This is a genomic window from Candidatus Falkowbacteria bacterium (genome assembly GCA_016699775.1).
In the GTDB taxonomy this organism is placed as follows: domain Bacteria; phylum Patescibacteriota; class Patescibacteriia; order Patescibacteriales; family Patescibacteriaceae; genus Patescibacterium; species Patescibacterium danicum.
The window spans coordinates 265772-286286 of record CP065010.1; the positions used below are offsets into that span (position 1 = coordinate 265772).

17 protein-coding genes and 1 pseudogene are annotated in these 20515 nt (G+C 34.6%); 13 read left to right on the plus strand and 5 right to left on the minus strand.

The genetic code is table 11. From position 1 onward, the window contains the following. The gene (locus IPN41_01390; GenBank protein QQS60612.1) at positions 1-825 is read left to right on the plus strand and encodes an FkbM family methyltransferase; all 825 of its coding nucleotides are present in this window, start codon (positions 1-3) and stop codon (positions 823-825) included. On the opposite strand, the gene IPN41_01395 is transcribed toward IPN41_01390, so the two are convergent. Continuing rightward, a complete protein-coding gene (locus tag IPN41_01395) occupies positions 822-1760 on the minus strand; it encodes a glycosyltransferase family 8 protein (protein ID QQS60613.1) in 939 nt (312 codons plus the stop codon). The two genes, IPN41_01390 and IPN41_01395, sit on opposite strands and share 4 nt — an antisense overlap. 407 nt (positions 1761-2167) lie before the next feature. Between IPN41_01395 and IPN41_01400 the strand changes: the two genes are divergently transcribed. Together IPN41_01400 and IPN41_01405 are read left to right on the plus strand one after the other, a co-directional pair. After that, positions 2168-3112 (plus strand): nucleotide-diphospho-sugar transferase, encoded by a 945-nt coding sequence (locus IPN41_01400; protein ID QQS60614.1) that lies wholly within the window; start codon positions 2168-2170, stop codon positions 3110-3112. A gap of 24 nt (positions 3113-3136) precedes the next feature. Then, entirely contained in the window at positions 3137-3886 is a 750-nt protein-coding gene (locus IPN41_01405) for a class I SAM-dependent methyltransferase (GenBank protein QQS60615.1), read from the plus strand. A gap of 75 nt (positions 3887-3961) precedes the next feature. On the opposite strand, the gene rpmA is transcribed toward IPN41_01405, so the two are convergent. Further along, a complete protein-coding gene (rpmA, locus tag IPN41_01410; protein QQS60616.1) occupies positions 3962-4246 on the minus strand; it encodes a 50S ribosomal protein L27 in 285 nt (94 codons plus the stop codon). 299 nt (positions 4247-4545) lie between these two features. On the opposite strand from rpmA, the gene IPN41_01415 reads away from it, so the two are divergent. The 6 genes and pseudogenes from IPN41_01415 (at position 4546) to IPN41_01440 (ending at position 13922) form a co-directional block, all read left to right on the plus strand. Beyond that, positions 4546-5535 carry a hypothetical protein gene (locus IPN41_01415; GenBank protein ID QQS60617.1) on the plus strand — a complete coding sequence of 330 codons (990 nt, stop codon included), beginning with the start codon at positions 4546-4548 and terminating at the stop codon, positions 5533-5535. 31 nt (positions 5536-5566) lie between these two features. Next, entirely contained in the window at positions 5567-5824 is a 258-nt protein-coding gene (locus tag IPN41_01420) for a T9SS type A sorting domain-containing protein (protein QQS60796.1), read from the plus strand. 357 nt (positions 5825-6181) lie between these two features. Next, a pseudogene (locus IPN41_01425) lies at positions 6182-9702 on the plus strand (DNA polymerase III subunit alpha). A 99-nt stretch (positions 9703-9801) separates the two neighbouring features. Continuing rightward, entirely contained in the window at positions 9802-11145 is a 1344-nt protein-coding gene (locus tag IPN41_01430) for a hypothetical protein (GenBank protein ID QQS60618.1), read from the plus strand. A gap of 285 nt (positions 11146-11430) precedes the next feature. Then, positions 11431-13179: a threonine--tRNA ligase gene (gene thrS / locus IPN41_01435; protein ID QQS60619.1), complete on the plus strand. Its 1749-nt coding sequence runs from the start codon at positions 11431-11433 to the stop codon at positions 13177-13179. Positions 13180-13280: 101 nt separating this feature from the next. Continuing rightward, positions 13281-13922, plus strand: coding sequence for a hypothetical protein (locus IPN41_01440; GenBank protein ID QQS60620.1), 642 nt, complete (start codon positions 13281-13283; stop codon positions 13920-13922). Here IPN41_01440 and IPN41_01445 read toward each other — a convergent pair whose 3' ends face one another. The 3 genes from IPN41_01445 to IPN41_01455 are packed head-to-tail and all read right to left on the minus strand — an operon-like array spanning position 13923 to position 16216. Then, positions 13923-14792, minus strand: coding sequence for an ROK family protein (locus IPN41_01445; protein ID QQS60621.1), 870 nt, complete (start codon positions 14790-14792; stop codon positions 13923-13925). Positions 14793-14795: 3 nt separating this feature from the next. Then, the gene (locus IPN41_01450; protein ID QQS60622.1) at positions 14796-15806 is read right to left on the minus strand and encodes a beta-galactosidase; all 1011 of its coding nucleotides are present in this window, start codon (positions 15804-15806) and stop codon (positions 14796-14798) included. Positions 15807-15808: 2 nt separating this feature from the next. Continuing rightward, positions 15809-16216, minus strand: a complete 408-nt coding sequence (locus IPN41_01455) for a hypothetical protein (protein ID QQS60623.1) — start codon at positions 16214-16216, stop codon at positions 15809-15811. A 91-nt stretch (positions 16217-16307) separates the two neighbouring features. Between IPN41_01455 and IPN41_01460 the strand changes: the two genes are divergently transcribed. The 4 genes from IPN41_01460 to IPN41_01475 are packed head-to-tail and all read left to right on the plus strand — an operon-like array spanning position 16308 to position 20387. Further along, positions 16308-17747 (plus strand): flippase, encoded by a 1440-nt coding sequence (locus tag IPN41_01460; protein QQS60624.1) that lies wholly within the window; start codon positions 16308-16310, stop codon positions 17745-17747. 6 nt (positions 17748-17753) lie between these two features. Then, positions 17754-18845 carry a glycosyltransferase gene (locus IPN41_01465; protein ID QQS60625.1) on the plus strand — a complete coding sequence of 364 codons (1092 nt, stop codon included), beginning with the start codon at positions 17754-17756 and terminating at the stop codon, positions 18843-18845. 17 nt (positions 18846-18862) lie between these two features. Next, the gene (locus IPN41_01470) at positions 18863-19810 is read left to right on the plus strand and encodes an RluA family pseudouridine synthase (protein QQS60626.1); all 948 of its coding nucleotides are present in this window, start codon (positions 18863-18865) and stop codon (positions 19808-19810) included. Between the two features lie 7 nt (positions 19811-19817). Further along, a complete protein-coding gene (locus tag IPN41_01475) occupies positions 19818-20387 on the plus strand; it encodes a cytidylate kinase family protein (protein QQS60627.1) in 570 nt (189 codons plus the stop codon). Positions 20388-20515 lie beyond the last annotated feature (128 nt).

Below are 20515 nucleotides of genomic sequence, written 5' to 3' on the forward strand. Positions count from 1 at the left end.
ATGAAGTTTATATGGAGATTTAAGGTACTATTTTTTTGGCTGATTGGTAGAGGACGTGGAACAACAGTGAAATCACTTTTTAGAAATATAGCGAGGCCTCGTTTTAAAAAGAGGGCAGAAGAATATATAGAATCCATAGAAGAAGACAGTAGTGATTATATTATAAAAATAAAAAATTATTTTTCACCATTATTTTTTCCAAAAAATATCGGGTTAGATGCTTTGTATCATGTAATTTGTGAGATATGTGATAAAGATGACTGGCATTTTTATGAAGTCCCTGAAACAAGAGTTACGGTTGATGATATTGTTGTTGATTGTGGTGCTGCCGAAGGATTATTTTCTTTAACAGTAAAAGATCGTTGTAGACAAGTATATATCATTGAACCATTGCCTACTTTTTTATCATCACTATCAAAAACTTTTGAAAACGAAAAAAATATTACTCTTATTCCAACAGCTTTGGGGTCTTCGTCATATAAATCTTACATAACTAACGATGGTATCGCAGCTAGAATTTCTAAACATCCAACAGAAACAGTAGTTAATGTTGAAACGATAGATAATTTATTTTTTCATCAAAATAAAAAAATTACGTATATTAAAGCGGATATTGAAGGTCATGAACTTGAAATGCTATCAGGTGCACGTTTGACAATTGAAAAATATCATCCGACAATAGCAATCACCACATATCACCATCCTGATCATGCTCGTTTAATAACTTCCTTTTTAAAAAATATTAACCCTAATTATAGAGTTATTACTAAAGGTATCGAGGATAAAAGTGGTGTTCCAAAATTATTACATGCTTGGGTGAGTTAATTTATTTTATAAAATTTCCAAATAAGACGTCTATAAATGTCTGAAAAATTTTTTGGCACAAGAGGGAGTAGGAGACGTTTTATTTCTTTTATAAAAACTCTGGAATATTTTTTTATAAAGTTTTTTAGATTTTTGTCATTGATTTTAAAATCTGCCCAAGGAGTTTTTGCTAAATAATGGTAATAATATTTTTTACTGGGTCCGACAAAACTGTAAGACCAAGGTTTTGTTTTATCAGAATAGTGGAGAATTACAGTTTCTTGATTTGGCATAGATAAAGGGGATTGACGTTTTAAGTCAACATTAAAACAAGAATTTAAAGCTTGCCAATCATTTTTAAATAAACAATTTAAGACATCTTGGTCTGCTCGTATAAGTTGAGAGTAGTGATCTTTTACGAAATCAAGAGATTTAGTTTTTATATTTAATGTTCTCCATTTTTTTAGATTAATTAGCATTACACCAGCATTAAAATAACTATTTAGATTAGGACAGAAATGAATCCTAGTTATTTCGTTTGACATTATATCTTGGACAGCTGCTAAACCGAAGTTATTTAAATCAGTATTATATAGTGGTACAATGTCTTTTAAGATAACCATATCGGTATCTAAATACAGCACTTTATCAATATTAGTTGGCAATAAATCGGCAATTAATAGGCGTGAGTATGAAGCTTTTAATACATGACGAACTTCTGGAAAACTCGATAATAATGCATCATCAATTTTGTAAATAATGATTTTAGTTCCGTATTTATTTTCTATAAATCGTAATTTTTCTTTATTCTCTGGACTAATATTATTATCAAGAATATGAAAAACAAATTTATTAATATCTGAAGAATTCTCTAAGATTGAAACAAAAATAACGCCAAGATGTTGAGCATAGGCGTTATTAGCTGATAGTATAATATTGATAGTAGTTGATTCCATATCTATGATAAGTTAATTATAAATATAATGAACTTAAAGTCAACTTTAGAACAATTACACTTTTTTACTTTTGCTTATATTTTGGCTATAATTAAGTAGCTTTTAGTACTTGAAAGTTATATTACAAACTAGCTTAGCACAGCTTTTTTTATTAGTTTTTTAGTATTAGATATTAACTATTTCTAAGGAAATAGTCTATTAAATGAGACAGTCTAGTTTGCCCCCTATAAAAGCTTCTTTTATAAATTTTAAATATCCAGATTTAGTTTTAAGGTAACAATTTCAGATTTTATTTCTATTATATTGCCAATGAAGAAAAGAGATCTTTGCATGATTGATAAAAAAGTCTAAAGATAATTTTTCTACTAGTATATATGATTATTCATAGTAAATTTTAAAATACAAAAATGTTTAAAACCCCAGTCCTTTTTCTAATTTTCAATCGCCCAGAAATTAGTCAAGAAGTTTTTAAAGTTATCGCCGAAGTAAAGCCTGAGCAGTTATTTATTGCAGCTGATGGGCCTCGTTTAAATAATCAAGAAGATATTTTGTTATGCCAAAAAACTCGTGAAGCAATACTTAAACTTGTTGATTGGCCCTGTGAGCTAAAAACATTATTTAGGGAAAAAAACCTAGGCTGTGGATTAGCAGTAAGTCAAGGAATTTCTTGGTTCTTTAGCCATGTTGAAGCAGGTATTATTTTAGAAGATGATTGTCTTCCAAACCAAGATTTTTTTCTATTTTGTCAAAAAATGATTCAAAAGTATAATAATTATCCTAACATCGGGATGATTAGTGGTACTAATTTTTTGCTTGATGGAGTATACCGAGAATCTTATTTTTTTTCAAAATATTTTTCAGTATGTGGATGGGCAACCTGGAAAAAAAAGTGGGAATTATATACAGATGATTTAAGTGATTGGAATGAAATAAGAAAAAGTTCATGGCTTAATACTATTTTTAGTAATAAAAATGTTGTTCGTTTTTATATTATGTTTTTTGATAAGTTGTCCGAGAGGTTTGATAATACTTGGGACTACTGGATATACTCATTATTACGTGCAGATCAACTTACAATAACACCGACACAAAATTTAATTTCTAATATTGGTTTTGAGGGTGCTTTTATGGAAAAAAACCATTTCCACTTTCTTAATTTACCTTTAAAAAAATTAGATACTAATTTTTTAATAGAACCAAATGGTATTATGCAGAATATAAAGTTAGATGCATTACAGTTTCATAATTCTAAAATTGATCGCTTTTCTTTGAAAGTATATTTTAGAGTTATATTTAGAGACTCATTCATACTTTCAATTGCCTATAAGATTAAGAATATGTTACATATATAGTAATGAAATTATTTTAAAGTATATATGCAAAGTTTAATTAATAAAATAGCTATATTAAAAGATAAAAATAACCACCTTAATTATGGTCGCCCAATTATAAAAAAATGGGTACAAAGTTTTAGTTTTAATAATTCACAGAATCTGAAAGTTCTCGATGTTGGCTGTGGAAAGGGCTATGATCTAATAAATATACATAAGACTTTATCAGAAAGAGACATTCAGTCTGACCTGTATGGTATTGAGATTTTTGACGAATATAAAGACATCTCAAAGGAAAAGGGAATAACAGTCGCATCACTCAACCTTGAAACAGATGAATTTCCATATTTTGATGAATATTTTGATATTATAGTAATTAATCAAGTTCTTGAGCATGTTAAAGAATTCTTTTGGATAGTATCTGAAATTAATCGTGTTTTAAAAAATGGAGGACTCCTAATTATAGGTGTGCCTAATTTAGCGTCTTGGCACAATCGATTGTTGCTTTTATTTGGGCAACAACCTACGCCAATCAGAATATTGGGACCACATGTGAGAGGCTATACGAAAAATGATTTAGTAAAGACCATGACTACATATGGAGGTTTTAAGTTATATGATTATGGGGGATCTAATTTTTATCCGTTTCCCCCTTTTATATCTAAAATATTTAGTAAAGTTTTCCCCTTGGGTTCGGTATCATTATTTTGTGCTTTTAAAAAAATAAAAAAATCTACTTTTAAAGAATTTTTATCTGAACGTCTAGAGACTAACTTTAAAATGCCTAAGAGCTAAAATTGTTTTAGGATTTAATTTATAAAGCTTCTACAAAAAACACCCAGTCTTTCGACTGGATGTTTTTATATCTTCTTATTTCTTCTCACTCACTACGCTCACAACAGTTGAGGATTTAAGTCGATTATTATATTTAAGAAACTTCTTAGATGAAAATCGAACCATTCCTGCAGCTGCTGAGTAGAGAGTATCATCATTACCTCGACGAACATTGACTCCTGGTTGATACTTTGTGCCGCGTTGACGGATTAAGATCGAACCAGCTTTAGCAATTTGTCCATCTTGTAATTTAACACCGAGACGTTTACTTTGACTATCTCGGCCCAGGGCGGTGGACCCGCCGGCTTTTTTATGTGCCATAGAATTTAAATGTAAAACCGCTTCCCAAGCCAGATTTGGCCATCAGCGGGGGTAATCTTGATTTCTTAGGTTGCTCCGCAAGCAAACTAAGAGATAAGGCCTTTAAACTATAGCGAAAGAGGGGAATAAAGTCAATATTGCTGGAAAAATGCCTATTTTGTCACAAAAACAAGCTAAAACCGTAAATTCATTGACAATTATATGAGTTAGTGCTATAATTTTATAATGTCAAAAATGGCATTTTTTTAAAATATTCTTTAAAAATGTAAAACAAAAAGCCCTCAAGGAGGAGGGACACAATGTTAAAAGCAATATTCATAATGTTGGTAGTTCTATTTAGTTATAACAAAATCAATGCTCAGGATCATCTTTCAAGAAACCCAGTTATTCAAAATGTCCCAGGCATAAACCTGATTGATAGAGTAGTATACTTTAATCAAAATAGAGGATTTGTAGCAGGACAAAATGGAATTTTTGTCACAAGTAATGCAGGTGCTAACTGGACTCATGTCTATGGAGATTCAAATATGCATCTCTATGATGCTGCCAAGCAGAATAACCAAACCGCTTATGCGGTTGGTAGTACCATGGAAACACCATTAGTTCGGTATGTTATTAGAACCACCAACGCCGGTGTAACTTGGGATTCTATCTCAGTACCCGGAAGTAGTCCGTTGTACGCTATATCAATAAAAGATAGTATTATTGAGATCGTCGGTAGCGGTAATGAATTAATAGTGAGTACTGATAATGGTAATAATTGGCAGCAGTATTATGCTAATAACGGTTGGAACTTTGTTCCGTGTGAAGTAGCGCGGAAAGGCGATAGATTATTTGTTGCTCTTGGTAATTTATACAAAAGTGATAATAGGGTTGATTGGGTTAGAGACACATCTCTTTCAAATATTGAGATCCAAACTTTAGCCAATAACGGGAGAAATCTCTTTGCCGCTGGTTTTAACATGGATAATTTGAAAGCCACCATCTGTTTTTCAACTAACAATGGCAACAGTTGGCGAAAGATCCTTCTTCCGGGTGCTGGTTATATTTCTGATATCGAGTTTAAAGATCAATTTGTTGGTTATGCTTGCGGAGTGTGGAGATCAGATACTTCTTCTCAGCAGTTCAAAGGAGTAATTTATAAAACTGTAAATGGCGGAAGGAATTGGTTTAAATTCTATCAAACTCAGTCGCAGGAATTCGGGATTAGGGATATTGCTATAACCGGTCATAGAGTGGTCTTTTCTTTGTTGAATACTCTTTGGGTAATTTCGCAATTATCAATTTGATGAACAGGGATCAGAAAAACCTAATGATCAAATTAAGCTCGAACAAAATTTTCCAAATCCTTTCAATCCGGTAACAAAAATTAATTACTCGATTCATCAACCCGGATTAGTTAAGATCTTAGTCTATGACATGTCTGGTCGGTTAATTCAACAATTGGTTAATGAAGTCAAAACTATCGGTAGCCACTCGGTTGAGTTCAACGGCAACGCATTTTCTAGTGGCACTTATTTTTACAGTATTACTGCCGGGGAATTTAGAGAGACAAGACAGATGATCTTAATAAAATAAAAGTCATTTCAGATCCCCTGTCAGGGATAACAGAAAAAGTCGGGGATGACAGAAAGGAGGGAATATGATACTTCTAATATGTTTTCTCACTTTGGGAATCTGTGCCTATTTCCATTGTGAAATAGGAGCTCTCATGATTCCCACGTTATTATTAGCTTGGCTTATCTTCAAGTGTAACCGAGAAGGCCAAGAAAAATAGATTTAGTTGTTGAATCCGATACGTATACAGTATCGGATTCTTTTATTTTTTGGTGTATTTTTCGGGTTTGCCCAAGCCCCGCTAACATGTTAAAATAGAGTATCTTTTAGAGCCTCATAAATAGTTTGGCCATTCCCAGAAAAGTTAAATTTCCCTCTATGTCCTTCGTTCACCTCCATGTCCATAGTCACTATTCTTTGCTTGATGGTTTAACTAAAATTGATGATTTAGTTGAGTCAGCCAAAGCTGATGGCTCACCGGCTGTTGCCTTAACTGATCATGGCGTCATGTATGGAGCAATTGAATTTTATGAAAAATGTAAAAAGAGGGAATTAAGCCAATCATTGGTGTTGAAGCCTACCTTACTCCAGGTTCACGACACGACCGCACCATTCGTCCTGATGAAAAAAATTATTACCACCTAGTTCTCCTGGCTAAAAATAATATTGGTTACCACAATTTAATTAAATTAACCTCCATCGCTCACGTTGAAGGTTTTTACTATAAGCCACGTATTGACTGGGAAGTGTTATCTCAATACTGCGAAGGGGTTATCGGAACGAGTTCTTGTTTAGCAGGTGAAATTCCACGTTTGTTGTTAGCAGGCAAGCGTGACAAGGCCTTAGAAAAAATTGATGCCTACCGAAAATTATTTGGTGAAGGTAATTTTTTTCTTGAACTACAAGATCATCCAGAAATTCCTGAACAAATGAAATTAAACGATATCTTAGTTGAACTATCAAAAGAATTAAACCTGCCCTTGATTGTTACCAATGATGTTCACTACCTTAAAGCCGAAGATGATGAAGCTCAGGATATTTTATTATGTTTACAAAATAAAAGTAAAAAAGAAGATACTAACCGTATGTCAATGCTTGGTGTTAATTATTCCTTGAAGCCAGCCGCAGACATTGCGAAATCTTTTGCTCATGTTCCTGAGGCTCTGGAAAACACAGTTAAGCTTGCCGAGATGTGTCAACTTGATATTGAGTTAGGTAAAGTTCAATTGCCTCACTTTGAAGTGCCAACTGGTTTTGATGGTAATACCTATTTACGTAAATTGACATTGGAAGGTCTAGTGAAACGATATGGAAAAAGCTATGAAAAAATTGATCAGATTTATCGTGATCGTGTTGATTATGAATTAGAAGTTGTAGCCAAGATGGGTTGGCCGTCATATTTTTTAATTGTGGCTGATTTTGTAAACTGGGCCAAAGATCAAGGAATCATTGTTGGTCCTGGTCGCGGGTCAGCGGCTGGATCACTAGTTTGTTATGTTTTGGGAATTACCAACCTTTGTCCAATTGAATATAATTTAATTTTTGAACGATTTCTAAATCCTGATCGTATCTCAATGCCTGATATTGACTTGGACTTTGCTGATTCACGTCGTAATGAGGTTTTGGAATATGTACAGAATAAATATGGCTCTGACCACGTCGCACAGATTATTACTTTTGGAACTATGGCTGCCAGGGCGGCTGTACGAGACGTTGGTCGAGTGCTTAACTACCCTTATGACTACTGCGATAAGCTCTCAAAGGCCATTCCAGCCTTAATGAAGCTCAAAGACGCCTTATCACGTTCTCCAGAGCTAAAGGCGTTGTATGCAGAACCAGAAGCCAAGCGTATTATTGATTATGCCTTAAAACTTGAAGGTGTAGCACGTCATTCCTCGGTGCATGCTTGTGGTGTTTTGATTACCAAAAATCCATTGACTGATCATGTTCCGATTCAATTTGCTTCCACGTCTGACAAAAGTTTAGTGTCTCAATATTCGCTTCATCCTATTGAAGACTTGGGATTATTAAAAATGGATTTTCTTGGTTTAAGTAACTTAACCATTATTGAAGCAGCCATCCAGATTATAAAAAATACTCGTGGCGTTCATATTAATATCGATACGATTCCGCTCAATGATGAAAAAAGTTTTCAGTTATTTCAAAGTGGAGAAACAACCGGCGTTTTTCAGTTTGAATCAAGCGGCATGAAACGATATTTAAAAGAATTAAAGCCTACGCAGTTTGAAGATATTATCGCTATGGTAGCTTTATACCGTCCTGGACCAATGGAATGGATTCCAAACTATATTTCGGGAAAACAGGGAATTAAAAAATTAAAATATCTACATCCAAAACTAGAACCAATTTTAAATATTACCTATGGTGTGGCAATTTATCAGGAACAAGTCATGCAGATTGCGCGTGACGTGGCTGGCTTTACTATGGCTGAAGCTGATGTTTTGCGTAAAGCCGTTGGAAAGAAAATTGTAAAATTACTTGCTGAACAAAAAGAAAAGTTTATTGAAGGTTGTGTTAAAAACGGCCTATCAGTTAAACTTGGTGAAGAAATTTTTTCTTTTATTGAACCGTTCGCTGGGTATGGTTTTAATCGTTCGCATGCTGCCTGCTATGCTATGGTCGGTTATCAAACTGCCTACTTAAAAGCCAACTTCCCAGTGGAGTTTATGGCCGCCTTATTAACTTCTGATCAACAAGATACAGATCGAATTGCCATTGAAATTGAAGAGTGCCGTAATATGGGTTTGGAAATTCAACAACCTGATATTAATGAATCATTTGAGAATTTTACAGTTGTCACAACAGGGACGGCTGAAAATATGATTGCTTCTGAAGAAAGCAAAACAATTCGCTTTGGGTTAAAGGCTATAAAAAATGTTGGTGACCATATCGCTGAAGCTATCATTCAAGAACGTAAAAAAAATGGTCCATATAAAACTCTAACAGAAGTGTTAGAACGAATTGATGATAAAGATCTTAATCGTAAGTCATTGGAAAGTTTAATAAAAAGTGGGGCTCTGGACACGCTTGGTGAGCGTGGGCAATTATTAGCTAATCTTGATATTATGATTAATTTTCATAAAGAAATTAGTCAACGAAAAACTTCCAGGCAGACAAGTTTGTTCTCAGGCCTAGTGAACCAAGAAGCACCAGCTATTAAATTATCCCCAGCCCCAGTTGCTAATAAACGAGAAATTTTGGCTTGGGAAAAGGAGTTACTTGGTTTGTATATTACCGAACATCCCTTTGCTGAATATCGGGAGGTAGTGAAAGGTTGTACAACTTCAATGCTTGAATTAAGCCAAGCACTGGCGAACAGAGAGATAGTTGTAGCTGGTGTTATCACAACAATCAAAAAGATTTTAACTAGAAAAAATGAAACAATGTTATTTGTGAAACTTGAGGATGGTGGAACAATTGAAGTGATCGTCTTCCCAAAGATTTTAACCGAAACCAGTTTAATCTGGCAGGAGGGAAAAATTGTTTTGTGTCAGGGTACGCTGTCAGACAAAGATGGTCAACTTAAGTTACTTGTAAATCGTGCGGTTGAATTAACTCCAGAAAATGCGACGATTGCTGTTCGCGAGTTTTCAAAGTTAGCCCCACGACAACAAGGTAAACCAGTGGCGCTTTCATATAGACAAAACGAACAAACAGATGGTTTAAAATTAATTATTCCTCAATCACATCTTTTGCCTGATGTTTTTAATCGTTTAAAAGGTATTTTTCAGGAATTCCCAGGCTCTCATCGGGTATATGTTAAAGTTACATCAAAGGAAGGTGATAAAATAATAAAAACTGATTATACAGTTGATAAAAAACCATCTTTGATTGAACGTTTGCGTGAACAATTGTCTGATGTTGTCCAAATTTTATAATACCTCGTGTTACAGATGGTTAGAAAAAATATTGTTTGAATTTTATATTTGTCATTTTGATGCTTTTAAAGTATAATAATAGAATATTAAATTTATTCTATGCCTGAAGAAAAGAAAAAACCAACAGTTAGACGCCCACGAAAAAAAACTACTAAGACAACTAGTAAAAGTACGGTTAAGGTAACTCGTTCACGTAAAGTCTCGGCAGTTTCAGATAAAAATATTTTGGATTTATCAAGTCCTTTTTCAGCGCCAATAGTTGAAGACTTTGTCTTACCTGAAGTACAACCATTGGAACCACAAGTTATCGCTCCACCATCACGTTTTACATCTCGCTTATATCGTCGTATCTCTGTGCCATTTGTTGTCTTAAGTTTATTATTTTTAGGTCTAGTGATTTATGTAACATTTATACGTTTGGATATTACGATTGTTCCTAAAGTTAAAAGTGTTGAAACCAAAACTAATTTTACTGTCTATGATCGTCCTGAAGATTATGAAGTACCAGGTGGCTCAACCCTTGGTTTAGTGCGGGGGATGGATATAGAATATACTCAAGTTTCTCCATCATCAGGTAAAAAAATTACTGGAGCTGAAGTTAGCGGCACGGTTGTCTTAATTAATAATTACAACAAAGATCAACCCTTGGTTGCCACCACTAGATTATTAACTCCAGGAAATCAATTGTTACGTTTAACTGAAACCGTCGTTGTGCCAGCTGGTGGAACCATTACGGCCACTGTATATGCAGAAACGGCTGATCCATCCTTTGCCTTAACTAATACTCGTTTGACTATTCCAGGTTTATGGGCCGGACTTCAAGATAAAATCTACGCTGAGGCAAAAGTAGGCTCTGTGAGCTATAAAGAAAAAGCGGAATTTTCTATTACTCAAACCGATATTGATCAAGCAATTACTAGTGGAAAAGTTGCCTTATTGGAAAAAGCCAAAACTGATATTGAATCCACGTATGATTTGTATGATCAAAAACTATATATCCTTGATGAAGAATCTTTAGATGTTACGGTTGAAGGACAAGTGGGTGAAGTTAAAAAAGATGTGACTGTTAAACTCAAGGGAAGTATTACAGTTGTGGCATTTAATAAAGCTAATATTTCTGGAGTTTTGGGAACAGCTCTTTCAGCAGTTGGTTCGTCAGATGATGGTTTGTCTGAAACCACAAACCCAAAGTTCACAGTTACATCAGCTGATGTAAAGCAGAATGTTGCGGAGATTCAAGTTGAAATGCTTGGTACCTCAATTGCTAGTACTGGAGAAGAAATTATAAATCCTAAAAAAATTGTTGGATTAAGACGGAATCAGCTTGAAGCTTATATACAGAATCAACCAGAAGTTGAGAGCTATGAGCTGACATTTTATCCTGCTTTTTGGCAATGGTCACCATATTTTGCAAATAAGATTTCTGTTTCTCTAAAAAAATAGAATCTAGTAATCTTGACTCTTGGGGGTAAAAGAGTATAGTTATAAGTACATTTCAGCTGAAGCTATAGCTACCACCTATAGTATATTTCAATAATATATCCATTTTTAAGAATATTTTTAATGGACTAAGCTGAGTCTTAAAGTGTCTTTCAGATTTCTGAAAGAAATTCAGGTGGAACCGCGAGGCCCCCGTTTGTATATCAAACCAGAGACCCCGTCCTGAGAAAAATATGATGTTTATCATATAATTCTCTGGGCGGGGTTTTCTAATAATTAATTTTTTCTATGGAACTTCCATTATCGACTAAACGTCATTCTCTGTCACACTTGATGGCACATGCTATTCAAGAGCTGTATCCCAAGGCTCAATTTGCGATTGGACCATCAATTGATGATGGCTGGTATTATGATATTGATTTTATTGATCAAAAACCAAGTGAGGCAGATTTTGAAAAAATTGAAAATTACATCAAAGAGTTAATTAAAAAAGATTTACCTTTTCAAAGAATTGAAAGATCAATCACTGAAGCTCTTGATTGGGCCAGAAAAATAAACCAGGTGTATAAAATAGAAATTATAGAAGATTTGGCTAAACAAGGTGAAACAATGGTTAGTTTTTATACTGTCGGTGATTTTGAAGATTTATGTAAAGGTCCTCATGTTGAACATACTGGTCAAATTGATGCGGACAGTTTCAAGATAAATAAATTAGCCGGAGCCTATTGGCGAGGTGATGAAAAAAATAAGATGTTGACTCGTATCTATGGTTTGGGTTTTGAAAATAAAAATGCCCTACTTGCGCATGTTCAGATGCTCGAAGAAGCTGAAAAAAGAGATCATCGTAAACTTGGGGTCCAACTTGATTTATTTACCTTTTCGGATTTAGTTGGGGCTGGTTTGCCACTCTGGACACCAAAAGGAATGATTCTTCGTCAGTTGCTCGACGATTTTGTGTGGGAGCTTCGTCAAGCCGCCGGCTATGAAAAAGTTGAGATTCCTCATATCACACGAAAAGAATTATATGAGACAAGTGGACACTGGGATAAATTCCAAGATGGTTTGTTTACTATACAAACAAGAGAAGGACATTTTTTTGCCATGAAACCAATGAATTGCCCACACCACACGCAGATTTATAAACGAAAGAAATGGAGCTATCGAGAATTACCTCAACGCTATGCCAATACAACCATGGTCTATCGTGACGAGCAATCCGGTGAACTTTCAGGTCTGTCTCGTGTACGGAGTATTACGCAAGATGATGCCCATGTATTTTGTCGACCAGATCAGGTTAAAGAAGAAATGTTGAAAATTTGGCATATCATTACTGCTTTCTATAGTTCTGTTGGTTTTAGTTTGCGACTTCGTTTGTCGTGTCATGATCCAAAAAATATGTCAGCTTACTTAGGAGATCCTGCACTATGGGAACAAGCAGAAAGAGAATTAGCTGATATGGTGAAAGAGCAAGGACAAGAACCAGAGATTGGTGTTGGTGAAGCCGCTTTCTATGGTCCAAAGCTTGATTTTATGGCTAATGATTCTTTGGGCCGTGAGTGGCAAGTGGCGACGATTCAGCTTGATATGAATTTACCACAGCGTTTTGATTTAACGTATACTTCAGATGAAGGAAAAGATGAGCAGGTTGTAATGATCCACGCGGCGATTATGGGTTCTATAGAACGATATTTGGCTATTTTAATTGAGCACTATGCCGGGGCTTTTCCAGTGTGGTTATCGCCTGTCCAGGTAAAACTATTATCGGTTTCTGATAGTCACGCAGATTTTTGTCAGAACCTAGCTCGTGAAATGAGAGAGCAAAATATTCGTGTAGAAGTTGATACATCTCATGAAACTGTTGGTAATAAAATTCGTAAATCAGTGCAAGAGAAAATTCCATATCTACTTGTAATTGGTGACAAGGAGATGAATTCAGATAAACTATTTGTTCGAGAGCGTGGAGAAAAAGAAGCTAATGAATGGGATAAGGAAAAGTTTATTAATGAAGTTGTGGAGAAGATGAGGAAGAGAGAATAAAAATATTTTCTTCTGCTATCCCCGCTTTTTTTGTCATCCCCGCGAAAGCGGGGATCTATTTCATAAAATTTATTATTCCAATTATTATTAGATTTTAAAATATGGCTTTATATGGCACGCATATTCGGTTTGCTTTGGATGTTAAAGATTATTTTACTGTTAATGACTTAATAAAATATATTTCAGGTACGGTTTACCCTGATAGTCGTTATTTTTCAAGAATAAAAAGAGAGCTAACTCATAGCTCTCAGTTTGAGGATAAGAGTTTTTATAATGGTGATGATTTTAAAAAAGGATGGTCTGTTCATTTACTCTATGACCATATTCAATTTGATATTATAAGCGAAATTTTTTCAACCTTATTTTCACGACAAGAAATTATGTATGGTAATGGTAATTGGATTACCCGGACTACTATTAAATTATTACAAGACTTAGATGATATCAAGCATTTTGATATAATCTCTTATTTATTTTGCCTTGATTATATAGGTACGCCCAATGGAGAGAATGAACAAATAATTCAAAACTACAATAATATTTTAGTGAACCTGTATAAAGAGTTACCTTCAGGAATTGATGATTATAAACTCACATGGACTGGGATGGGGATGGAAATAAAAGTAGTCGAAGCCATTAAAAGTAAGTTTTTAGAATTAGAAAAAAATAAAGAAGTAATGGATAAAGTAAAATTAATTTATCCCAGGTCTCTAGAAGTATTTAAATCTGAGTGGAGAGGGTAATTATTTCCCCACCATCAATCCAGCACCAATTGCCCCAGCCAAGGGACCAAGTTTACCTTTCACTAAGCGGACAGATTGAGCGTTTGGAGAAAACGTATATTTTTTTAGATTTTCTTTGGCGGCATCAAGAAATAAACTTCCGGAATTTAAAACACTTCCACCTAAAATAATAATTTCTGGGTCTAAAATATTCACAATCGTGCTTAAGCCAATGCCCAAGTAGGCTCCAAGTTCTCTAAAGGTTTTTTCAGCCAACAAATCACCCTTATAGGCTTCTTCAGCTAGTAGGGCTGGATTATGGTGGGTGAGCTTATGATATGCCTGTTCAAGAGTAATTTGTTCATCAAAATCAACGATCATATGTCCAACCTCATTTGCTCCGCCATGAAAACCATTATAGATTTCTCCTTTATAATACCAACCGCTACCAATCCCAGTTCCAATGGCTATCCCGTAAACATTTGTAGACTTTTTACCAGCACCAAGCATTGCTTCGGCTCGGACAAAACAATTAACATCATTATCCATCTTAATTAATAAATCAGGTTTATCTAGTTGCTTACGAACAGCCTCAACTAATTTTACTTTATTAAGTAATGGCAGATTGGCTGCAATAACAACTTCTTCATTTTCATAGTCAATAACACCAGGAACACCAAGTCCAATACCTGACAAGATTCCTTGATTAGTTTCTATAATTGTTAAGAGGGGATCTAGACTTGCTTTAAGCATAATTAAAAAATGCTCAAGACTATCTTTTGGTGTTGCAAGAATTGAACTTTCAATTACTTTTTTATGATGTAATAATACTGCGGCAATTTTTGTGCCTCCAACATCAATCCCAATTTCATAGTGTTTACTTCGTGACATATATTATTTCTGATGATTAAACATTCTTTTGCCTTCTTCCCAATAAAAGTTATTACCTCGAGCCTTTTCCCAATACCAGTATTCAACTCCCCACCAGTAAAAGGTTCTAAAGCCAGTTTGACGTGAGAATTCTTGAATTTCTTTAAATTTTTCTGGTGTCATTGTGAGGTCCCGCTCAGCTTGGGGTAGATTTTGAAATGCGTCTTTACCCCAGGGTTCACCTTGGACTTCAATTAAGATCCAGTCATGGGGATGAGAGAAAAGATTTGATATATTTTTTTTAACTCTAAAGAAAATTGGAGAGATTGGATAGCGGATATAATGATCTAAAGTGCGAGAATAGGTATTAAGGTATAAGGTGCTACCAAAAATATCCCCTCGCTTGGCAGCTGGTATCCAGGCTGACAATTCTCCGGAGTCTGTAATAATGATTGGTCGGCTATCAAGTGATTTCGCTAAGGCTATTTCTGTATCAAGAAAATCAACATCAAACTCAGGACAAATACCAAAATATTTTAAAAATGGTTCATTTTCAATTTGCCAGTAGGTAATACTTGGTCGTAGACGATAGCGAGAAATAGTTTCGGTAATATATTCTAAAGTAGCTTTTTCTCTGTCCTCTTTAGAAATGGCATCAGCCCAATCAGGGATATGACACTCTGGCCAGCGGGGGACACGATTACCCATTACTAAAATTATTTCGGCATTTCTTTTTTCCGCTTCATCAATTTGCCAATCAAGATCTTCCCAATTATATATACCTACTTCTGGTTGTATGTCGTCCCAATAGGCTGCTAAACGAATTTTTTTAACTCCCATCTCATCAAACAAAGCTAAATAATTTGCTTTCCAATCAAGGCCGAGGGCCTGGCTTTGTTTTTTGGAAAATGTTACCCCATGCTCAATTTCATGAGGTTCATAGACAGGAGCCCAGCTAAAAATAAAAAATAGCCAAAAAATAATGATTAAGACCAGGCCGATACGTTTTGTGAGTTTAAAAGGATGTTGAAACATTGTTAGAAATTATTTGTTGCCTCAAGAGCTGAGTCTGTAATAAAAATAGTAATTGAATAAGCTGCCAGAACTATTAGTAAGCCAATAACAGCATTACGAATTTGTGCTACAGATTGCTTTACTTTTTCTTCATTACCTCCAGCTGTCATCCATTTATAGCCTGCCATGATGATTAAAATGACAAAAATTGCTCCAAACAACCCGAGGGCAATTTTAATAACATTCCCCACTATAGATTGAAGGGGCTTTGGAGTTCCGGTTTCTCCATAGGCAGTAGTACCAATATCTTCTAATCCGCCTTCTTTTGCGCGATCAATCCAGACACTATCCTGGGCTTGAAGTGGTGAAATACCGCTAAAAACAAAGAGATATAAGCTAAAAAACATTAATTTTAGGATTGTTCGAGTCATAAGAGATATATGGTATACTTTAAATAAGCTACCGATCCTGATATATGATCGGTATTCTCATTATATTAGATGGTTTTCTAAAAGTCTATCTATGGCCCTGGCAGGAAAGGTTGCAGTCAATACAGTAATCCAAGTAGTGACTAAGGTTGTGACAACAGGCCTCAGCCTGATTGTTATTGCTTTAACCACTCGTTATTTGGGTCGATATGGTTTTGGACAATATACAACCGCCATAACATTTGTAACTTTCTTTAGTATTGCAGCTGATTTAGGCTTAACACTTGTAACAACTCAATTAATAAGTCGACCTGGAGCTAATATTTCCAGAGTGATGAGTAATCTTTTTACGTTTCGTGTCATTTCCGGATTTTGTATCATTGGTCTGGCTCCTTTGATTGTTCTGTTATCTCCCTATGAGCCGGTAGTAAAACAAGGAGTAGGTATTGCGGCTATTGCTTTTTACTTTGTCTTACTCAGTCAAATATTTGTTAGCTTATTTCAGAAAGAATTACGTACTGATAAAATTGCCATTGCGGAAGTTGTTAGTCGAATTATAGTCTTAGCTTTGACAATCTGGGCTATTGCTTCTGACTTTGGCGTTATTGGATTACTCTGGACTATCACAATTGGTAATGCCATTAGTTTTTTGTTGCACTTTATTTATGCTCATCGATATGCTCGTATTAGTTTTATCTTTGATGCAAGTGTTTGGAAAGATATTATTCAACGTTCATGGCCATTGATCATAACCATTGTTTTAAATCTAGTCTATCTAAAAGCCGATATATTAATTCTATCATTATTTAAGAGTCAGGCAGATGTTGGTTTATATGGAGCTGCGTACCGTGTAATTGATGTCCTGGTAACTATTCCTTTTATGATTGGAGGCACAATATTGCCAATTTTTACTTTTAGTTGGCAATCAAAAGATAAGGAAAGCTATCAACGAATGTGGCAACGAGTCTTTGATGTTTCAGCAATTATGGCCTGGCCACTTGTAGTTGGTGGATTTATGTTAGCTGGTCCAATTATGAATGTAGTTTCTGGTCCTGGCTTTGCTCCGGCTGGTTCAATTTTAAAGATACTTATAATTGCTGTTGGTTTTATATTCTTTAGTTGTTTTTTTAGCTACACCATGATTAGTTTTGATCAGCAGCGGAAGTTAATCTCAGCCTATTTGATTACGGCAATTGCTTCATTATTATTATATTTTATTTTAATTCCAAAATTTTCATATTATGCTGCGGCGTGGATTACAGTTTTTAGTGAAGTTTTAATTAGTATTTTGGCTCGGTGGATTGTGCGTCGGTCTAGCAATTTACATATTTCATTTAATCGTTTTTTTAAGGCCCTGGGAGCAGCTTTTATTATGGGTTTTATGTTGTTGCTTTGTAAGTCTTTATCACTAACAATTGGTGGATTATTATTAACTATAGTTATTGGAATGGTTGTTTATTTTGTATCACTATATTTAATCAGAGGAATTTCCAAGCAAGATATTACTGAATTAATGTCAACCTGGCGTTTATAAATATCTATGAAACAAATATTGATTTACAATACTTTGACAAAAAACGAACCTTTATTTTCTGAAGTGATTGAGAGTTTGCGACAGCAAAAATTTATTTTTACAATTTTTTCTAACAATAATGATCCAAGAAAAAATGGCACCCCTTTGCTTCCAGTAAATTCCTTTTTAGTTTTATCATTATTGCCAATTTGGTTTTTATTATATTTTATTGTTTTTGGTTTTCGAACCTTGATGTTTAAGCCCCGAACAGTCATGTGTTTACATTGGCCCGAAAAGCTAATTTTTTCTCCCATTGCTTATTTTTTTAAATGGCGAGTGATCTGGATTGAATTACCTGATGCCTGTAAACCACCAGATTTTTTCTTATATAAGAAATTATATCAACGTTCAGCCGGTTATTCAGAAATTATTGTTTTTAGTGGTCAACAAGAAAAATTATTTCGTGAACATTTTAGGACAAATAAAGCTCTTAATTTAGTTAGACCATTAACCTATCCAAATGCCCCTTTTCATCAACAAGATTTATTTAAAGCTTTAGCAGACCGCCCCCGTCATCGATTTGTGATAGGAGCTATAGTCGAAAATTTAGATAAAAATGTTATTGAACGTTTATTGTCAGCTCTGGCTATTGGTTTAACTGTTTGTTCTACTCTTGAGCTTATGATTATTGGAGATGGCCAAAATCGTAAACAACTGCTATGGTTGATTAGAAAAATGGGGCTAGGTAATCATGTCTGGTTAGTTGGTAGCTCTACAGATTTTATTCGTTGGCTTGAGCATGTTGATATGTATGTATTACCTTATGAAAGCCCTAGTCTTGAGGATATTGCTAAGACTATTTTAGTAATGGGTCAAGGTATTCCGGTTCTAGGACATTTGAGCGCTGGTTTGGACGAGGTTATTAATTCTCGCACAGGGGCTTTGGTTGATATTACTGATAGTGAAACCATAGCTCGTCATATTATTCATCTAGAGCAGGCGGGGGACTTACGAAAAAGTATTGGCAAAGAAGCAAAACGAGCGGCCGGTAATTTAACCTTTGAACAATTTATTCTGGATTTCTCAGCTCTTCTTTCTGGTAAAGAACAAAGAGATTAAGATATTTAATTCTTACTATGATAAAAAAAATATTTTCAGTCAAAGATGATTCTGTTGGAAAACGGATTGATAGTTGGTTGGCTGAACAATTACAACAACCTCGTAATCAGATTAGAAATTTTTTAGAAAAAAATGATGTGCTAATTCGTGGTCGTGTTGTTTCTAGTCATTACCTTGTCCGCGCCGGTGATAGTATTTCTTTTAAACTAAAAGAAAATCCAGTAGTTGAAATTTCTAAAGAAAAGCCTGATGAGTCAAAAAAATTATTTTCAAAAATAAAAGTTATTGCTGAAACAAATGATTATGTGGTTCTTAATAAACCAGCTGGGTTATTAATGCATCCGGCTTCAAATGTTAACGCTGCTTCTTTGGTTGATTGGCTTTTACAAACGTATCCAAAAATTCGTCAGGTGGGTGAAGACCCATTGCGTCCAGGTATTATGCATCGGCTTGACCGTGAAGTGAGTGGCTTGGTTGTGGTGGCAAAAAACCAAAATTCATTTGATGATTTAAAACATCAATTTAAATCTCGTTTAATTAAAAAAGAATATACGGCTTTGGTGCATGGAGCGGATATGCCTGATGAAGGGGAAATTAATTTTTTGATTGAACGATCTACTCAGGGTTATAAAATGGCAGCCAAACCTTTAAGCCAATCTGGTAAAACAGCAAGCACTACATTTACAGTTGTACAAAGATTTCATAATTACACGCTACTTTCCGTTCACATAAAGACCGGTCGAACTCATCAAATTAGAGCTCATTTTTCAGCCTATAATCATCCGGTGGTTGGTGATGACCTATATACTGGTTTTAAACTCCGGGCTCTTAATAAAAAATTAGCTTTAGGTAGAATATTTTTAGTAGCTACGAATTTATCTTTTACTGATTTAAAAGGCAAGAGACAAGATTTTTCAATTAAGATACCATCTAATTTGCAAAAATTCTTAACTACACTCACCTAAATTATCTATGATTATTACTTTTAGTGGTTCGGAAGGATCTGGAAAATCAGGTATTGCTAAACGATTAGCTGCTACACTTGGTTGGCCGTACTATGATATTGGTGGAATGCGAAGGACAATGGCAGCTGAAAAAGGTTTAACTCTAGAAGAATATAATAAACTTGGTGAGACCGATTCGAGTACTGATCTTGAGGTTGATAATTATCAAACAACGCTTGGTCAAAATAATGATAATTTTGTAGTTGTTGGTCGAACTTCATGGTATTTTATTCCTCACTCATTAAAAATTTTTCTTACGACTCGTTTAGAAGTTGGTGCACAAAGAATATTTAAGGATTTAGCGACACGCAATGAAGCCAAAGATTTAAGGTCAATTGAAGATGTTATAGCCAGTCTACGTCGTCGAACTGAAAGTGATACTTATCGCTATCAAAAATATTTTTCTATTGATGTTTATAATCCGAAAAACTTTGATTGGATTTTGGACACGAGCGATTTAACAGAGGAAGAAGTATACGAGCAGGTTTCTGGCTTTGTGATGGCGAAATTAAAGGATGCAGAGGGGCGATCACTATGATATACTATATAAATCTGAAATATTTTAGGTTTTAGTTTGTATTATATATAACAATAAGATTTAGATTATTTGATGGAAGTAGGGTTTTTTGACTTTAAAACTTTATAACTTTAATACATTATAACTCT